Annotated in this window: 17 protein-coding genes and 1 pseudogene; 4 read left to right on the top strand and 14 right to left on the bottom strand. The window is 58.2% G+C overall.

The features are described 5' to 3' along the window. Positions 1–151 precede the first annotated feature (151 nt). Together QZR14_RS16375 and QZR14_RS16380 are read right to left on the bottom strand one after the other, a co-directional pair. A complete protein-coding gene (locus QZR14_RS16375) occupies positions 152–436 on the bottom strand; it encodes a helix-turn-helix domain-containing protein (protein ID WP_016986316.1) in 285 nt (94 codons plus the stop codon). Next, positions 426–742: pseudogene (locus tag QZR14_RS16380) on the bottom strand (transcriptional regulator). The gene QZR14_RS16375 and the pseudogene QZR14_RS16380 overlap by 11 nt, the downstream one beginning before the upstream one ends. A 483-nt stretch (positions 743–1,225) precedes the next feature. On the opposite strand from QZR14_RS16380, the gene QZR14_RS16385 reads away from it, so the two are divergent. Further along, complete coding sequence (locus tag QZR14_RS16385; RefSeq protein ID WP_311997117.1) at positions 1,226–1,507, top strand: DUF3077 domain-containing protein; 282 nt, start codon at positions 1,226–1,228, stop codon at positions 1,505–1,507. A 44-nt stretch (positions 1,508–1,551) separates the two neighbouring features. Here QZR14_RS16385 and QZR14_RS16390 read toward each other — a convergent pair whose 3' ends face one another. After that, a complete protein-coding gene (locus QZR14_RS16390; protein ID WP_442967408.1) occupies positions 1,552–2,217 on the bottom strand; it encodes an RES family NAD+ phosphorylase in 666 nt (221 codons plus the stop codon). Between the two features lie 11 nt (positions 2,218–2,228). Then, a complete protein-coding gene (locus QZR14_RS16395; RefSeq protein WP_311997118.1) occupies positions 2,229–2,639 on the bottom strand; it encodes an MbcA/ParS/Xre antitoxin family protein in 411 nt (136 codons plus the stop codon). A 334-nt stretch (positions 2,640–2,973) separates the two neighbouring features. Here QZR14_RS16395 and QZR14_RS16400 point away from each other — a divergent pair, with 334 nt between their 5' ends. Next, positions 2,974–3,900, top strand: a complete 927-nt coding sequence (locus QZR14_RS16400) for a LysR family transcriptional regulator (protein WP_311997119.1) — start codon at positions 2,974–2,976, stop codon at positions 3,898–3,900. Here the strand turns inward: QZR14_RS16400 and QZR14_RS16405 are convergent. The 6 genes from QZR14_RS16405 to QZR14_RS16430 form a co-directional block, all read right to left on the bottom strand. Next, positions 3,817–4,134, bottom strand: a complete 318-nt coding sequence (locus QZR14_RS16405) for an AzlD domain-containing protein (protein WP_311997120.1) — start codon at positions 4,132–4,134, stop codon at positions 3,817–3,819. The genes QZR14_RS16400 and QZR14_RS16405 overlap by 84 nt on opposite strands. Then, entirely contained in the window at positions 4,113–4,829 is a 717-nt protein-coding gene (locus QZR14_RS16410) for an AzlC family ABC transporter permease (protein ID WP_123449419.1), read from the bottom strand. The genes QZR14_RS16405 and QZR14_RS16410 overlap by 22 nt, the downstream gene beginning before the upstream one ends. Further along, a complete protein-coding gene (locus QZR14_RS16415) occupies positions 4,826–5,203 on the bottom strand; it encodes a GNAT family N-acetyltransferase (RefSeq protein ID WP_130887682.1) in 378 nt (125 codons plus the stop codon). The genes QZR14_RS16410 and QZR14_RS16415 overlap by 4 nt, the downstream gene beginning before the upstream one ends. 79 nt (positions 5,204–5,282) lie before the next feature. Further along, positions 5,283–6,029 carry a 2OG-Fe dioxygenase family protein gene (locus QZR14_RS16420; protein ID WP_034151909.1) on the bottom strand — a complete coding sequence of 249 codons (747 nt, stop codon included), beginning with the start codon at positions 6,027–6,029 and terminating at the stop codon, positions 5,283–5,285. 231 nt (positions 6,030–6,260) lie between these two features. Beyond that, positions 6,261–7,583, bottom strand: a complete 1,323-nt coding sequence (locus QZR14_RS16425) for an OprD family porin (protein ID WP_311997121.1) — start codon at positions 7,581–7,583, stop codon at positions 6,261–6,263. Positions 7,584–7,880: 297 nt separating this feature from the next. Continuing rightward, positions 7,881–8,549 (bottom strand): DsbA family protein, encoded by a 669-nt coding sequence (locus QZR14_RS16430; protein ID WP_311997122.1) that lies wholly within the window; start codon positions 8,547–8,549, stop codon positions 7,881–7,883. A gap of 256 nt (positions 8,550–8,805) precedes the next feature. Here QZR14_RS16430 and QZR14_RS16435 point away from each other — a divergent pair, with 256 nt between their 5' ends. Next, positions 8,806–10,899 carry a TonB-dependent receptor gene (locus tag QZR14_RS16435; RefSeq protein WP_311997123.1) on the top strand — a complete coding sequence of 698 codons (2,094 nt, stop codon included), beginning with the start codon at positions 8,806–8,808 and terminating at the stop codon, positions 10,897–10,899. A gap of 187 nt (positions 10,900–11,086) precedes the next feature. Here QZR14_RS16435 and QZR14_RS16440 read toward each other — a convergent pair whose 3' ends face one another. The 4 genes from QZR14_RS16440 to QZR14_RS16455 form a co-directional block, all read right to left on the bottom strand. Continuing rightward, positions 11,087–11,299 (bottom strand): hypothetical protein, encoded by a 213-nt coding sequence (locus tag QZR14_RS16440; protein WP_250606402.1) that lies wholly within the window; start codon positions 11,297–11,299, stop codon positions 11,087–11,089. Positions 11,300–11,544: 245 nt separating this feature from the next. After that, positions 11,545–12,651: an agmatine deiminase gene (aguA, locus tag QZR14_RS16445; protein ID WP_250606403.1), complete on the bottom strand. Its 1,107-nt coding sequence runs from the start codon at positions 12,649–12,651 to the stop codon at positions 11,545–11,547. Between the two features lie 5 nt (positions 12,652–12,656). After that, entirely contained in the window at positions 12,657–13,535 is an 879-nt protein-coding gene (gene aguB, locus QZR14_RS16450) for an N-carbamoylputrescine amidase (protein WP_311997124.1), read from the bottom strand. 292 nt (positions 13,536–13,827) lie between these two features. Continuing rightward, positions 13,828–16,740 (bottom strand): aminotransferase, encoded by a 2,913-nt coding sequence (locus QZR14_RS16455; protein ID WP_311997125.1) that lies wholly within the window; start codon positions 16,738–16,740, stop codon positions 13,828–13,830. Positions 16,741–16,906: 166 nt separating this feature from the next. On the opposite strand from QZR14_RS16455, the gene rfbC reads away from it, so the two are divergent. Further along, positions 16,907–17,452, top strand: coding sequence for a dTDP-4-dehydrorhamnose 3,5-epimerase (gene rfbC / locus QZR14_RS16460; RefSeq protein WP_077570264.1), 546 nt, complete (start codon positions 16,907–16,909; stop codon positions 17,450–17,452). The last annotated feature ends 26 nt before the right edge of the window (positions 17,453–17,478 follow it).

Consider the following 17,478-nt stretch of genomic DNA (forward strand, 5'->3'; position numbering starts at 1 on the left):
ACAGACCACGTTTTTCAATTAATAGAGAGAGTCGCAACCTGAATTCTTTTTTCGATTTTAGTGCCGACGCCATACAAAACGAAGCCTCTGCAGAAATGCAGGGGCTTCGTTGTTTTATGTAGCAGAAGTCAGCCCAAAGGTTTAAGTGGTATCAAGCAGGGTGCAGATCCCGCAACGCTTCAGGATGCTGACTGGCAACCCTCAGGAGAGTTTGCGCCGCACCAGTCGGCTGCCTGCGACCTTGCTCCCAATCCTGCAAAGTCCGCAAACTCACCCCAATCAACTTGGCAAACGCACTTTGAGAAACGCCCACTTTGGCACGTGCTTCCGCTGCCGCAGAGAGCGGCACCTGCGTTACACGCGCGGCCTTTCCGGCCTTCATCTGACGTACAGATTCCAGCAAGTCCTGCTGGAATTGCTCCAGTTCATCGACCATCGCTGATTTCCTCCTTCAGTTGCTCAAGGAAGGCTACGGGCAAGTTGTCGAGCTTTGCCTTGGTGTAGGCAATGAGCGACCAAATCGAGCCTTCAGAAAGCGTGTTGTAATAAATGACACGTGTACCGCCTCGCTTACCCATGCCGCTGCGAGTCCACCGCACCTTGCGCAAACCTCCACTGCCAGGCACGACATCACCAGCCAGAGGATTTGCAGCAAGCCAATTTATGAATTCATGGCGCTCACCATCGACCCATATGCGTCTGCATAGCGCTTGAACATTTCCGTTTCGATGATTGTATACATGAACCTGACTATACGGCTACGCCGTACAAACAAACCATAAACGTTTATAGGGACAGATCGACGAAATGCATGGCGCGAAGCCTTGTGAAATCTGTTGTAACGAGAAGCCACTACTAGCCACCGTTGCTCATTCGCTTCTCGCAAAGCTACCGTTCAGCTCGTCGCTGCCAATTCAGCGACCGGGCCTGAGAACCCGCGTAAGATGCAGGCGCACCAGCGCCCAACTCACGTTTGCCGGCGCATTTTTTGCGTCTGCATAACCGTGCAATGGCGGCTGTGCGTGGGAGACCTCCGGGTCTGCCGGGTTCCTGTATCTCCGGTTTCTCAGCCTGCGCATAGCTGCCACCCTTTCGCCTGAGAACGAAAATGGCGGCTCTCATTTGATACAGGGAGTTCACAAATGAATGCCATGGATCCATCAGCAATTCACCGAACTGCAGCAACGGTCACCTCACGACACTTCCTTACGGCAGGTGAAGCGAAATGACCAACTACCTCGATCTGAAAACCCCAGGCCTCACGCACTTTTCCTTCCAGGCCAATCAAGCGCTGTTCCGCACCAATCGTGGTGTTCCAGTAATAGCCGCTCTCTCGCACGCCTCACATTTGCTTCACATCTCCAAGCTACTGACCGCTGACTCCACAGTCTCTCGCGATCCTGACCTTCACGCTTATGCCTCCCAGTATCTGCAGGAGTTAAGCAAGGCACTGATAGATGATGTAGTGAAAGTGATGGATGCGCCGCCGAACAAGCCGTTGATGTAAATCACCCACATGAAGCCCTCGTTGATGCGAGGGCTTTTTGCGTTTCAAACCTGACTGATCTCAAACACAAACGAAATCCGGCGCTGGCTCGCACTCCACACATAACGCAGATGCTTGCCCTGCTTCGGAATCGAAACCGCCGGAGGCCGAAACGCGGCGACACATTCGTGTCCCGACAGGCGAACGCTGTTGTAGAGCAGGCCCCAGGATTCAGACTCGCGCAGTTGTCGAGCAAACGCTTGGGACGGGCCATAGGCGTCTGGATCGGGTTGATGTAAGTCTGGGAAGTCATGACGAACGTCGTGCAGCGGTTTAACCACCCGATTGACGTAAGTACGCATGGTCAACTCAAGATCCGCTTCGTTGGTGGCTGCGAGGAAACGTTCCTGGTGATAGCAGGTTTCGGCGATGGCGGCGGCCTGGCTGCTGGCGGCGTAGTAAACGCCGAAGGTGCCATCGCAGAAACGACTGCGTTTGCCGATGTGGGTGAACGCAGCCATCACCGGAGTCGAGCCGGGGCCGGAGAGTCGATCTTCGGGACGCACTCGGGCGAGAACCCCGGCCTGCTCTATCAACCGATCATTGGTTAGCGCTTCCAGCGCGTAGGCAACTTCCAGGTCTTCGGGATCGAGCACGTCTTCGAACAACGCAATCGGAGGGAAGCTGCTGTTGACGATCCGGTAGGCTCTCGGCCATTGCACATCCACCAAATCAGGCACTTTCAACCGCGCACCCCGTCGAGGTAACGGCGCACGTCGGCAATGTCGACCACCCTCCCCGCCAGCATGTAATCCAGCGCCGTTCGGCCATTGAATGGCGCAGCCGTGTTTGGGCTGCTGACCCACGTGTAGGCGCGCTCGCTGCTGTTGCTGAAGATGATGCTCAACGCTTTGTGAATGCCCATCAGGTACGAGATGCGCTCCAGCGTATCGTGCGGCAGGCGGATATTCGGCGGCAGATGTTTGTACTTGTAGAACGTGGTGTTGCCGACGCCCCCCAACAGCGTGCGCTGCTGCTCGGCGTTGCAGCCCCAGCGCTCCATGAGGTTGAAGAAGAACTTCAACGCAACGCGCCCGGCTTCAGGAATGTCGAGTTGCTCACGCGGGGTGAGGGCAGTGGATGAAGTAGGCACGACCACCTCCGTTGCTGAATGACATGCCTTCAAGCCTAGTACAGATACGGATGTTTGTTTTCTTTTAATCCGTAAATGAATCAATTCGTCCCTTTGCTCAGATCCCGGAAAAAACCACGAATTGTTATTCCAAGTCAGCATTTTTTTGACCTTCATCACCCCCACGTCACCAAAAAACCCGATCCTGTGTCAGCCTCCAGCCATCGGCGAGGACATCAATTCGCTACTAAACCCGCGACAACTATGCTCAGGTACAGGAATATAGCCAGCATATGGCGCCTGACCGGCAGTCTCGTAAACAACAATACCCAGCCCACTTCAGAGGGCATTACCCATGGATAGCAGAACCTTACGCAACCTCATGCGCATCGTGCAGACCGGCTCGTTGTCGGCCGCAGCCGAGCATTCGTGCCTGACTGTGCAGGCGTTGGCCGCGCAGTTGAACAAGGTCGAAGAGCAGTTCGGTTTCCGCTTGTTTCGACGGTCCAACAAAGGCCTGACGCTGACGCCGCAAGGCACTGAGCTCACTCCTTACATGGACAAAGTGCTGATTGCCACGCGACAGATGGAAGAGAAGGTCGAGGCGCTGAAGGTGCCGGGCCAGCGAACGTTGAAGGTGGCGTTGAACAACACGTTGTCGGCTGACTTCAATCGGCGAATGATCGGACGCCTGATCGAGGTGTTTCCCGATTACCAGATGGAATTCAGCTACGCCGAGTCGATGGAAAACCTCAGCAAGCTGAAGAATGAAGACTTCGACCTTGCGGTGCTGATCGGCCCGCAACGGCCGGGCTTGCCGAGTATCGTCCTGCCGGATGTACAGGTGCAGGTGGTCGGTGCCCATTGCGGGCAGGAAAACGATCCACTGACGTTGCTGGGCAACAAGTTTCAGGTACGTCCTGCGGAAGATTGTCCGTATTCCCACAGCTTTTTGCGTTTTCTCGACGCCGGGCTGGGCAATCACGAGAACGGTCAGCGCATGGTCTATTCGTGCAGTGAAACGTTGACGCTGTCGCTGATCACGCAGATGGATGCGGTCGGCATGGTCTCGCGTGAAGCCGCGCAGAAGAACGGCCTGACGATTTTCCCCGGGTTCGAGGATTTTCTCGAAGTGCGTCTGGCGGTGAACAATCCGGAGTTGTCGAACCAGGCACTCAACGATGTCGTCGACTTGCCGCTACATGAACGAGCCGAGCGCAATGTACGCAGCCGTCCCAGCCGCCACACTGAGAAAGAGGTTTTTGCTGAAATACGCACATAACAACGTCGGAATCGCGGCATAGAATTCCGGGCGATCGAGCTGTATGTGCTGATCCTTGATCAACAAGGGTGTCAGGCTGATCGCAGCGACGATCGCCACTGGCAAGTATTCCAGCGCCCGCGCAACAAACGGCGGCCAGTGCTCGGTGTTGACTTGCAGTGGCAACGCGCGTGGCAGGAAAGTCACGGCCATCATCAGCGCGACCACCAGAATCAGGAACGTTTGGTCAGGCATACACCCACTCCGCAGCCCACAAACGTGGCGATAAACACATTGAACGGCGAACTGCCGACCAGGCTCAGTGCGCCCATGCACAGCACAGCGGCTGCAGCGGCGATGAGTTTGTTACGGGTGTTGCAGAGCGATACCAGCACGTAGAGCATCATCGCGGTCAGGGCATAGTCGAGCTGATATTTGATCAGGTGCGCCGCGTACTGCGCGCAGACCGCGCCAAGCAAACCGCCGAGCACCCACGAGGTGTGGCAGAACAGGTTGAAACCGATCAGATAGCGCACGTTGACCGGCGCGCCAGTGCCGAGTTTGACGCTGTGGAACGCAAAGGATTCGTCCGTCAGGCCACCGGCGTAAGCCCAGCGCTCCATGCGGCTGAGCCCCAGCGCCCGCAGGGCCTTGGCCATGTACACCGACATCAGCATGTGGCGCGCGTTGATCAGGAACGTGGTCAGCACAATGGTGGTCAGCGACGCGCCGCTGGAGATCAGCGCCAGCGCGGCAAATTGCGAAGCGCCGGCGTAAACGAACAAGCACATCGCCACCGGCAGCCACATCGGCAATCCTGCGTTGACGGCCATCAGCCCGAACACGAATGACACCGTGAAGTAGCCGGCGACCACCGGGCTGGCTTCGGCAAAGGTGCGCGACGGCTGATGAGTCGCCATCAGCGGCGCACTGCCGGACGTTTCATTCATAGATCCCTCTCAAATGTCCGCTCGCCGTGGGGTTCGCAAAAACCCTGGGCAGCCCAGAATCGCTTGCCCGCGAGGTTAGCATCGTCGACGAACAGAAACATCCGCAACACGCCGACCCGTTTCATATCGGACGACGCCGCTTCAACCAGGCGTTGACCGACGCCCTGGCTGCGATAGCGCGGGCTGACCGCCAGATGATTGATCGTGCCGCGACTGCCGAGCATGCCGCCGAGCACCGCGCCGACGATTTCGCCTTCGACGTCGAAGGCGAGATAGGCCGTGGTGGTTTTCTGGATCAGCACACCGCGCAGGCACTTGGCATCCTGCCACTCGCAGAACGACACTTCGTCGAACTGGCGGAAAAAACGCTCCATGCGCTGCGCATCCTTGGCCGTGGCGCGGCGCAGCACCACCGGCGTCGAGCACTCGACGCCGTCGATTGGGGTGATCTGATTAGCGAACAATGTCGAAAGCGGTCCCGGGCCGCGAGAAGGAGATCGCCAGAATCTGCCGGTACGCCATCGCATGGGTGTGCGTGTTGCGGGCCGGGGTCACGTAGTGGCGCATATCGCGATCAAGGAAGTAAGTGGTGTCGAGAATTTCCTGGTAAGTGGTCGACGCCAGTTGATGCTCGTGGATGTCGTACAAACGACTCTCCGCGCCCTCGACGTTGTTGCGGCCCCAGAAGTGCACACCGCTGAACGGATAGCCGTCGCAGTGAATACCTTCAGGGGTGATTTCAAGTTGCTTGCCGGGTTTGATCTCTATGCGGATCTGATGGATCTGGCACTGCCAGATTTCATCGTGCAGCTCTTCCGGCAGTACGCTTTTGTACACCTCGAAATCGGTGTCGATCAGGCTGCGCATTACCGGCGAAGTGATCACTTCATCGGAGAAGTCCTGAAAGTGTCGTACCAGGCCGCCAACATAGGCGTTGTTCTCTTTCGACTGCACGTAGGCGCGATGCTCGAGTTGCTTGAGCTCGCGGGTTTTCGGGTTGTACTCAAAGTCGCTGTAACGACGGTAACGCATGCCGGCTTCGGCCTGACCGTAGTAACTGTCAGGCTCCATGTTTTCCCAACTTTTGGTCAGTCTGACGAAGTCGGCAAAATGACCGTAGAGATTGAAGTCACCACCCTGGACGTTGACATATTTGTCGCGCCGTAGCGATTCGCCCACTTCTCTGTTCAAAACGATCATTACCAAATTCTCCGCTGCGTTGAGCGGCCTAATCTATTAGGTGGAGAATTTGCGTCCATGAGAAAGAATTTCAGGCATTTAAAGCGTCGTTTGAAACGGGGTTTGAAGCGACTGAAAAACAACTTTTACATGACAAAAACACGGGGTTTTTCCGGTTTTCACTAAAAAACCGTCGAAAAAAAACCCCGAACCAGTCGGGGCTTTCTCAGTTTCATTACACCTGATCGTTCATCAGAAGATGTTGATCGGGTAGTCCACGAATACACGCAGCTCGTTGCCGCTGACGTTGTACTCGCTGGACTTCTGCGAAACACGCAGGATCGAGCTGCGCAGTTTCACGCTCAGGTCTTTGGCCGGGCCGCTTTGCACGACGTACTTGAACTGGTTGAAGATTTCACGTTCGGCGCCGCCTTCGCTGGTGGAGGTGGTGATGTTATCGCCACGCACGTAAGCGAAGTTGTAGCTCAGGCCCGGTACGCCGAATGCGCCGAAGTCGAGGCCGTAGCCCAGCTGCCAGCTGCGTTCGTCTTCAGCATTGAAGTCCGACCAGTAGGAGTTGGCCAGGTAGATGGTGTTGCCGCCATCGCCGACACGCTGCTGATCTTTCTGGTAGCCGCCGTAGGCGTAGCCCAGGTTGCTGTCGCCGGTGGAACGCTGGTGCGCCACGGTGAACGAGTGCGGGCCGGTGGCGAAGGTGGCTGCCAGGCTCCAGATCTTGTTGTCCTGACCGGTGACGATGCTTTTGCCCGGCACGGTGTTTTCGCGAACGTAGGAGCTGTCCAGCTTGGTGCGATAGCCGTTGAAGTCCAGGGTCAGCGACTGATCCTTGTTGAACGGCAACACGTAGTTGGCGTTCACGTATTGTTTCTTCAATACGTCTTCAACGTCGGAAGCGTACAGCGCACCCTTGAAGCGCTCAGTGAACTGGTAGCTACCGCCCAGCACATTGATCGACTTCAGACCACCGCTGTCACGGCCTTCATCGCTCTTGCGCGATTCGGCGGTGAAACGACCGGCGTTCAGTTCCAGGCCTTTGATCTCTTTGGAAGTGATCAACGTACCGGTGTAACTTTCCGGCAGCAGGCGGGAGTTGTCGTAGTTCAGCACCGGCAGGGCCGGCATCTGGTCACCGTAGGTCAGCACGGTGTTGGAGAAGCGAAACTTCACCGCCGCGCCGGCCTTGGCCAGGTCGTTGGCCGCGCTGCCGTTGTGGTCTTTTACGTAGCTGTTTTCTTGCTTGAAGAAGTCGATACCACCGGCGCCGCTGCGGCCCTTGCCGCCGTCCAGACGCAGCGCGTAAAGACCAAAGGCGTCAACGCCGACACCGACGGTGCCTTGGGTGAAGCCGGACGAGAACGTACCGATGGCCGCTTGGCCCCATTCGGCTTTGTCTTTGTTACCGTCTTTGTAATCACGATTGATGTAGGCATTGCGCAGCAGCACTTTGAGGCTGCTGTCTTCTTGAAAACCCTTGGACTCGGCCTGGTCGTTAGCCATGGCCGAAGTGGCGCTCAACATCCCCAGTGCGATCAGACTGATTCGCTTGTTCAACATTTTGTTTTCCTTATTACGGGTTGAAACGCGCTGTGTCGAACGGCGGAAACGGCGCTTTTGCACTCTTTTATTCACCCCGAAACAAAAAGGCCCGCCCACGATAACGTGATGGCGGGCCTGCTCCTTATTTTGAGTCATGGCGGTTGGCCACAGGCGTTGGGCCGAATCGTAGCCGTGCCCTGAACAATGTGTCAATTTCAAGAATCGTCTTTAAATAGGTAAAAATCGTCTAAGAAACGTAAATTTTGCGCTGACTCCTTGCTGGGAAATGCCTGCAGCCAGTGAATCCAGTGTGTATCAAACGCAGCCATCGACAGCACACAGTGCAGAGGCGTTGCCTGGCTCATCGAGAGCGATGGCCTGTTTCAACCAATTGGCAAATGCTTGCGGCTTGCCCAGCCATGGACTGATGTCGACCAATTGGAAGCTGCCGTTCTGTTCCATTGCCATGGTCGGAAATCCCTGGCCGCCCAATTGCGCCAGAAACTGGCGACTGGCTTTTATATGACCCTCGCTGTCAACCGACTCCAGCGCAATGTGGAAATCGTCCTGCGCATAACCCATCTCCATCGCCAATTCCAGCAGCACGGCGGAATCGGCAATGCGTCGCCCTTCCACATAGTGCGCCGTCTGCAAGCGGCCCAACAGGCGCAAACCGCCGCGGTCGATGGCTTCAGCCGCCATGACCGCAGCAATCGGTGGCGTTGAGTCGAACACCGCTGAGTGATCTCGCAGCAAACCGTCGAAATAGGCCTCGCCGAAAGGCTGGCCTGTGTACTCGGCAATGCGTCGGTCGTGGGGCATGACGTAATTGCGCAGTTGTGGCGAAACGCGCTGGCGATTGGCGCCACTCATCATTCCCCCGGCATGCGCGATCACTGGCAGCACTGCCTGCGCCGCGTCTACCAGCGGCTTGGCGCCATAGCACCAGCCACACAAGGGGTCGTAGATGTAATGAAGAATCATGGGGAACGCTCCGGCAGAAAGTCAGGAAAATCGATGGCGGCAGATTAGTCGCCGCACCTTTGCGGAAAAACGCCGGAATGGCTTTCAGTCTGTTTCATGAATCGGTCGAATTGTCGATTCAGGCAGATTGTGTCGGAGCCGACACAAATTGAAACAATCACACAAGGGAACTTATAAGGAATAATTAACGGAAGTAAATGCAAAGCATTACCATTCGCGCAATCGAGTTCTTCCACCCTTTCGGATGCGCTGTTCAATGCCTGCCCCGTTCCGTCTTACGCCCGTCACCCTTGGGCTTTCTGCTTTTCTATCCAGCGGTTTTGCCTACGCCGCGACCGAGCTACCCGCCACCGCGATCAGCGCCGAAGCGCAAGCCGATGACCCGCGCGTGAAACTGAGCAGCACCGCGACTCGGACCTCGACGCCCGTGCGTTATGTGCCCCAGGCGATCGATTCGATCAAGACCTCAAACGTTGCCAACTACGGCACCAATGACATCGGCGACGCCTTGAGTGGCATGCCCAACGTCAGCAGCAGCGCCGACACCCGCTTCGACAGCCTGCGCATTCGCGGCTTCGATGCCAGCAACGATTTCTATCTGGACGGCATCCGCGACGACAGCCAGTACAAGCGCGACTTGCACAACATCGAACGTGTCGAAGTGCTCAAAGGCCCAGCCGCTGTGCTTTACGGCCGTGGCAGTCAGGGCGGGATCGTCAACCGCGTGAGCAAAATGCCCGAGTTCGGCCGTCGCTCGACTATCGAAGCCCAGGCGGGCAGTGAAGATTTGCGCAGTCTTTACGCTGACCTCAGCAGCGACCCGAGCGAAAACATCAGCCTGCGTCTGAACATGGGCAACATGGATGAAAACAGCTTCCGCGACGGTGTCAGTGGCAATCGCCAATTGTTCGCGCCGTCGATGAGCTGGCAACTGACGCCGGACCTGAACTGGCTGGTGCAGTACGAATACAGCCGCTACAACCGCACCCCGGATCGCGGTATTCCCGGCGTCAACGGGCGCCCGGCCGATGTCGGTCGTGACACGACCTACGGCAACGATCACGACTTCATCGATGACAAGTCGCAGTCCTTGCGCTCGAAACTCACCTACGAAATCAACGACAACTGGCAACTGCGCCAGACCCTCGGCGTGTTCAAACTCGACAGTGATTTCGACAACACCTACCTCACCGGTTACACGCCGGCGACCAACAAGGTCACGCGCCAGCACTGGCAGCAGGATCTGACCACCCGCAACGTCTACAACAACCTTGAGCTTGAAGGCGGTTTCGATACCTTCGGCCTTGAACATCGCCTGCTCACCGGCATCGAGATCGGCAGCCAGCGCCGCGATCCGACACTGTACAACGCCGCTACCGGCAGAACGCCGGGCGCGCAGCCCGTGCCGTCGCTCGACCTCTACAACCCGAACCGCGATCTGCGCCACACAGGAGCCATGCAGGTTTCCAGCAGCAGCCACACCGAAGTCGAAAGCCGTGCGGTATATATGCAAGATCAACTGCGCTTGAACGATCAATGGCAAGTGCTCGCCGGTCTGCGTTACGACACTTTCGATATCGAGTCGACCAACAAGCTGCGCAACATCTCCGAAGACCGCGACAGCCACAGCACCAGCCCGCGCGTCGGCCTGGTCTGGACGCCGTTGCAGAACCATTCGTTCTACGCCTCGTGGTCCAAGACCTTTTCGCCAGTCGGCGGTGGTTTGATCGGCATCACCCCGGGCGCGGCCGGTAACACCAACGACCTCAGTCCCGAGTTGACCAAGCAGAAAGAAATCGGCGTGAAAAGCGACTGGTTCGATGACCGCTTGAGCACCACGCTGGCGATCTACGATCTGGAACTCTATAACCGCCGCACCACTGATCCAAACGATCCGACCCTGACGGTGATGTCAGGTTTGCAACGCTCGCGCGGGATCGAATTGACGGCCACCGGCAATCTCGTCGGCAACTGGTACATGCGCGGTGGCGTCGGTCTGCAGGATGCGAAGATCGAGAAGGACAACAACGGCCTGGAAGGCAAACGCATCAACAACGTTGCCAAGCACAACGGCAGTCTGTTCCTGACCTGGAAACCGGAAATGGGCTGGTACGGCGAAACCGGTCTGACCCTGGTTGGCCAACGCTATGCCGATAACGCCAACACCACCGTGTTGCCGGGTTACGGCCGCTGGGATGCCTTGGTCGGTTACCGCTTCAAGGATTGGGATTTGCGCGCGGCACTGAACAACATCACTGATCGCGAGTACTACGCGTCGGCGACCAGCCAGTATCAGATCCAGCCAGGTGCACCGCGCAGCGTCGTAATGACCGGCACCTACAGCTTCTGATTTCACACAAATCCCTGTGGGAGCGAGCCTGCTCGCGAAAGCGTCGGGTCAGTCGACATCGTCGTAACCTGATCCACCGCCTTCGCGAGCAGGCTCGCTCCCACATTGAATGGGTGTGTACAGAATAATCGTGCATAAAAAAGCGCCGCCATCCCGGCAGCGCTTTCACCAATCCCTGTTGTTCTTCTTATCCTTCCATCACAGCCCACAACGCTTCCAGTTCGGCCTCGCTGAACAGGTCAGCGGGGTAACGCTCGATCATCATCCGGCGCGGATCAGGTTCCCTGATCTGACGCGTTCCATTGGACTTCAACCAGTGCGCGACAATCTGGAGCGCTTCGCCGTTAACGGCCATGGGATGCAACGTCCGCTCGCTGACTACGTTCACTTCGGCGTTCATTTCAGCGCTCTCTCCCCGTTCGTGAGCGGCTACGTTATCCAAGGTTTATGACAGAACTGTTGAAGTTCTCCCCCTCCCTAGTGCACGGATGATGAATACAAGAGCTATGCCAAAGTCTTTGAATTGTCGACAAGCGGATACAAACAAGCCCGCCGTCCTTTCGGGCTGCGGGCTTGTGTACATGCATAGCGAGCTAATCATTACCCGGCTGATTTGTTAATCAACTCAAGGTGTTACGACTCAACTCACTCTTTGTGCGGCGCGGGTTGCTGCTGGGTAAGGCAGTGAATATTGCCGCCACCCAGTAACAGTTCGCGGCCCGGCACCATCACCACTTCGTGCTGCGGGAACAGCTTCTGCAAAATCTCTTTCGCTGGCGCATCCATGGGATCGTCAAAACTCGGCGCGATGATGCCGCCGTTGACGATCAGGAAGTTGACGTAGGAACCGGCCAAGCGCACAGACGGATTGCGCTCCTGCGTGCCGTCCACCGGATCGACACCGGCGCACTCTTCTTCAGTCGCATAGAGCGGCCCCGGAATCGGCATTTTGTGCACCGTGAACGGGCGCCCCTTGGCGTCAGTGCTGCTTTGCAGGACTTTCATCGCGGCCTGGCAACGCGGGTAGTTCGGATCCTGCGGATCGTCGGTCCATGCCAGCAGGACTTCGCCCGGACGCACGTAGCAGCAGAAGTTATCCACATGACCGTCGGTTTCGTCGTTGAACAAACCGTCCGGCAGCCAGATGATTTTATCCACAGACAGATTGGCGCTCAGTACCGCCTCAATCTCTTCCCGGCTCAGGTGCGGGTTGCGATTGCGGTTGAGCAGGCATTCTTCGGTGGTGATCAACGTGCCTTCGCCGTCGACGTGAATCGACCCGCCTTCGAGCACGAAACCTTCGGTGCGGTAACGCGGGCTGCGCTCGATCTCGAGGATCTTGCCGCCGACCTGCGAATCACGATTCCACGGCGAATACAGGCCACCGTCGAAACCACCCCAGGCGTTGAAGTCCCAGTTCACACCGCGCACTTCGCCGTTGTTGTTGATGACGAAGGTCGGGCCGCTGTCACGTACCCAAGCGTCATCGCTGGACATCTCGACCACGCGGATATTCGGTACGTCGAGGCGTGCCCGGGCGTTTTCGTACTGGCCGGCGGACACCGCCACGGTCACCGGTTCGAAACGTGCGATGGCTTTGGCCACCGCAGCGTGCGCGGCTTGCGCCGGTTTGCCGCCCAGACGCCAGTTGTCCGGGCGCTCGGGCCAGATCATCCAGGTCTGCGTCTGCGGCGCCCACTCGGCCGGCATGTGAAAGCCGTCGGCGCGCGGGGTACTTTTCAAGGTGGTCATCGGGATCAGGACTCCAGGGAACCGTCGAGGGTTTTCAACGCGCCGTACAGGTTTGGACGGCGGTCACGGAATGAACCCCACGCGCTGCGAATGTGTTCGAGCTCGTCGAGGTTGAAAGTGTGCACAAGAATACCTTCTTCAGTTTTATTCAGCTCCTGCACTTTTTCGCCGAACTGGTTGGCAATGAACGAAGAGCCGTAGAACGTGATGTCGTAGCCGTCCTGTTCTTCGTTGCCGATGCGGTTGCTGGCGATCAGCGGCATCAGGTTGGCGCCGGCATGACCCTGTTGCACGCGCTGCCAGTGATCGCGCGACGAAATGGTCTTGTCGTGCGGCTCGCTGCCGATGGCGGTCGGGTAGAACAGGATCTCCGCGCCTTGCAATGCCATGCTCCGTGCGGCTTCCGGAAACCATTGGTCCCAGCAGATGCCCACGCCGATTTTCGCGTAACGCGTATTCCACACTTTGAAACCGGTGTCGCCCGGGTTGAAGTAATACTTCTCGTGGTAGCCCGGGCCGTCCGGGATGTGGCTTTTACGATAAATCCCGAGGTTGCTGCCGTCGGCGTCGATGATCGCGATGCTGTTGAAGCGCGCACGGCCGGCCAGTTCGTAGAAGTTGATTGGCAGCACCACTTGCAGTTCTTTGGCGATTTTCTGGAAATGTTTGATCGCGACGTTTTCTTCCACCGTCGTCGCCAGTTGCAGGTAGTCCGGGTTTGGCTTCTGGCAGAAGTACGGCGCCTCGAACAGCTCCTGGATCAGGATGATCTGCGCACCTTTGGCGGCGGCTTCACGCACCAGCCTTTCAGCGATTTCGAGGTTGGCTTCCAGATCCCAGGAACAGGCCATCTGAGTGGCGGCGACGGTAACGATACGGCTCATGAATCATCTCCGGGCAAGTGCTTTGACGGTCGACAATTCGACCGAAAAGAAAACGCGCGCACCGGACATGAGATCGCCATACCGGAGCAATGGCGACTTTATAGCCGATAAATATCGGCTTTAGAAGCTAGATAAATGCATTCCGTCTAATTTTACGCACAAAATACCGATACAAATCGAATTGACCCCGAAACGCTGTAGGAGCTGCCGAAGGCTGCGATCTCTTGATTTTGCTCTTGAAAAACAAGATCAAAAGATCGCAGCCTTCGGCAGCTCCTACATGGGGTGAGTGTCAAAGGCCCTCGGTGAGCACCCGATCGAGCATGTCGACAAAGAAATCCACACTCTGGCGCGATGTCACCATCGGCGGCTTGATCTTCAGAATGTTCAGGTCATCACCAGTCGGCTGCATGAAAATCCCCAGCTCACGCAAGCGATCGCATAGCAACGTCGTCTCCTCAGTCGCCGGCTCCAGCGTCTCGCGATTGCGGATCAGCTCCAGCCCCAGATAGAACCCGGAACCGTGCACCGCGCCCACCAACGGATGTTTATCGATCAACGCTTCAAGCCGCGCCTTGAAGTGGCCACCGACCACCTGCGCGTTCTCCCAGAGCTTTTCTTCTTCCATCACGTCGAGCACCGCCATGCCGATCTGGCAGCTCACCGGACTGCCGCCCGCCGACGAGAAGAAATAGCCCTCGGCCTCCAGCGCCTCGGCAATTTCCCGCCGAGTGATGACCGCGCCCAGCGGCTGACCGTTGCCCATGCCCTTGGCCATACAGATGATGTCTGGCACCACGCCCTGCTCTTCAAAGCCCCAGAAGAAGTGGCCCATGCGCCCGTAACCGACCTGCACTTCGTCGGCGATACACACGCCGCCCTGCGCGCGTACAAGCGCATACACCTGCTGCAGATACCCCGGCGGCAGCGAGATGCCGCCGGCATTGCCATAAACCGGCTCGCAGATGAACCCGGCCAGTTGGCGCTTCTGCTCGGCGAGTTTTGCCAGGTGATGCTCAACGCTGCGCACGTAATCCGGCGCCGAATCAAGACCGCGGAATTCACCGCGATAAGTGTTTGGCGCAGGCACCGGATGCACCCAGTCCGGGCGGCTTTCCAAGGCTTTCGGGTTATCGGCAATTGACGTTGATACCGCATCGGCGCCGACCGTCCAGCCGTGATAGGCCTCAAGCACGCTGATCATGTCGCGGCCGCCGCTGTAGGCCCACGCCAGACGAATCGCCAGGTCATTGGCCTCGCTGCCGCTGTTGACCAGAAACACCCGATCCATGCCCTCGGGTGCCAGTTTCAGCAAGCGCTCGGAAAACTCCGCCACCGCCGCATAGTTGAATCGCGAGTTGGTGTTGAGCAGCGACCACTGCCGCGCCGCGACCGCCGCCATGCGCGGGTGGCCGTGACCGAGCACCGCAACGTTGTTGAGCATGTCCAGATAGGAGCGGCCCTGCATGTCGATCAGGTGATTGCGCCAGCCGCGCTCGATGCGCGGCGGATCGACGTAGTAGTGTTTCTGTGTGCGGGCGAAACTGGCATCGCGGCGTTCGAGCAGGGTTTTCGCGTCCAGCTCCGGTTCGGCATCGCAGGCCAGCCCTAACAATGCTGCCGGCGACGGGCACAGTGCCTGCCACGCCGCTGCTTGCGCCGGGGTACAGAACAACGGCGCATTGAGTTGCGCGCCACGGCACAACTGCACCCGTAACGGGCCGCTCACCGCGCCCAGCACCTGGCCTTTGACCAACGCCGCGCCACTGTGCAGCGAAGGTGTCACGCCCCAGAGGCGCACGCTGAGTTGCGGGCCATCCAGTTGCAGCACGCCGTCTACTGCCTGATGCACGACACCAGCGAACGGCGCCTCCACGGCGGTGCCATCGGGCACGCGCAATTCCACGTGCAACGGGAAGGTGTCCGGTTCAACGGCACTGTCGGGACGAGTGCGCGACAAACGGTACTGCCCATAACGGCTTGCTGCCAAACCATGGGCCGCCGCCGCTTCGTCCAACAAGTGCTGATCGATGCCGGCCTGCTCCCAGTTGCCCGCCTCGAAATGCGGACTCAGCACGCCGAGATCAATCAGCGCAAATTCACGCCCGACCAGACCGGGCAGCAAGGGCGCAAAACCTTCGCTGTCGATTGCCGGCAATGCGTGACCGACGGCAGTGAGGATCGCCGCTTCCATCAGTGCCTGTGGCACCGAAGTGGCCACACGAAAGATTTCCCACTCATGGCTGAGGTTGTCACGGCTGTAGGTATTCGCAGGATCGATGCTGACCTGTTGCTCGCCACTGAGTACCAGCACCGCCGCGCGCGCGACGATCAATGGCCACAGCGCTTGCAACTCTGCATGTTGCAGCGGGTTGACCGCGTGGTAAGCCTGCACCGCCGGCAGGATGACAAACGGATCGCCACTGGCGTGATGCAGCAACGCCGCACAGGTCACCGACAGATCGGTGATGCGCCAGGTGCGCACCAGATCGCCAAAGTCGATCACGCCCTGCAACTGCCAGTGCCGCTGGGCATCGCGCGCCCAGACGGCGTTGTCATCGGTGATGTCCATGTGGATCGCCTGCACCGGCAGCTTGCCCTGCAACGGCTGCAAGCGGCGTTCAGCCTGTTCGGCGGCATCGGCAATCAATGTGCGCTGCTGCTCGTCGTTGATCACTGGCAGCAGATGGCTGATCAGTGCGCTGGCGTGGCGGGCATCCCACTGCAACGTGCGCTCAAGGCCCGGATGATCGAACCCGGCCAGCGCCAGATCCATCTCACCGCAGAGCCGGCCAAACCCCGCCACCACATCACGACCCAGGTGATCGAGATGCGTGAGCGGCTGGCCCTCAATGTAATCCAGCAGCCGCACATGGACAGCTTCGCCGCCGACTTTCAGTGACAGCAGATCCTCGCCATTATTGGCCGCGATCACCCGCGGCACCGTCACCGCCGAGTGCTCGGCCAGGTACTTGAGCCCGGCATGCTGGGCTTGCAGCTCGACCAGAGCGTAATCGCCACGGCAGATTTTCAGCACGAACCGACCGCGCGGGCTGTCGACGCGGTAATTGAGATCCTGCTGGCTGCCAAGGGCCTGCAACGTGCCGCTGAGTCCGTAATGCTCCGCCAACCATTGCCGGGCCTGCTCTGCAGAAACCTGCGGGCTGGGCAAACTGGCGCGATGAATCAACGTGGCGAGCGGCATGAAACGACCCCTGAAATTTTATTAGGCGCCTATATCGCCATTGCTGCGCAGGATCTGCAACCCCCAACCGCGCAAAGGCATCCGGGCTATTTGTCTTCCGGCACTCGCACCCTCCGGCACTTTGCGCAAGAATGTCGGCCATTCACACCAGCCTATGGAAGTCCCCATGAATGTAATCACCACCGACCTGCCCGGTGTCCTGATCATCGAACCGAAGGTGTTTGGTGACGAGCGCGGTTTTTTCTACGAGAGCTTCAATGCCAAGGCGTTCCAGGACGCCACCGGTCTGGACACGCAGTTCGTTCAGGACAACCACTCGCGTTCGCAAAAAGGCGTATTGCGTGGCCTGCATTACCAACTGCAAAACACCCAGGGCAAACTGGTCCGCGTGACCGTTGGCGAAGTATTGGATGTGGCCGTGGATATTCGCCGCAGCTCGCCGCACTTCGGCAAATCCGTAGCGGTACGTCTTTCGGCCGACAATCATCGCCAACTGTGGGTACCGGAAGGTTTCGCCCATGGTTTCGTGGTGCTGAGCGAGTTCGCCGAATTCCTCTACAAGACCACCAATTACTACGACCCATCGTCCGAGCGCAGCATTCGCTGGGATGACCCGGCTCTTGGCATCGACTGGCAGCTGGACGAAGCGCCGAAGCTGTCCGCCAAGGATCAAGCCGCCGCTCTGCTCAAGGACGCTGACGTCTTCGCCTGAGCCTAGGCATAATGCGCCTGTCCCTA

The organism is Pseudomonas sp. rhizo66, assembly GCF_031931925.1.
GTDB lineage: Bacteria > Pseudomonadota > Gammaproteobacteria > Pseudomonadales > Pseudomonadaceae > Aquipseudomonas.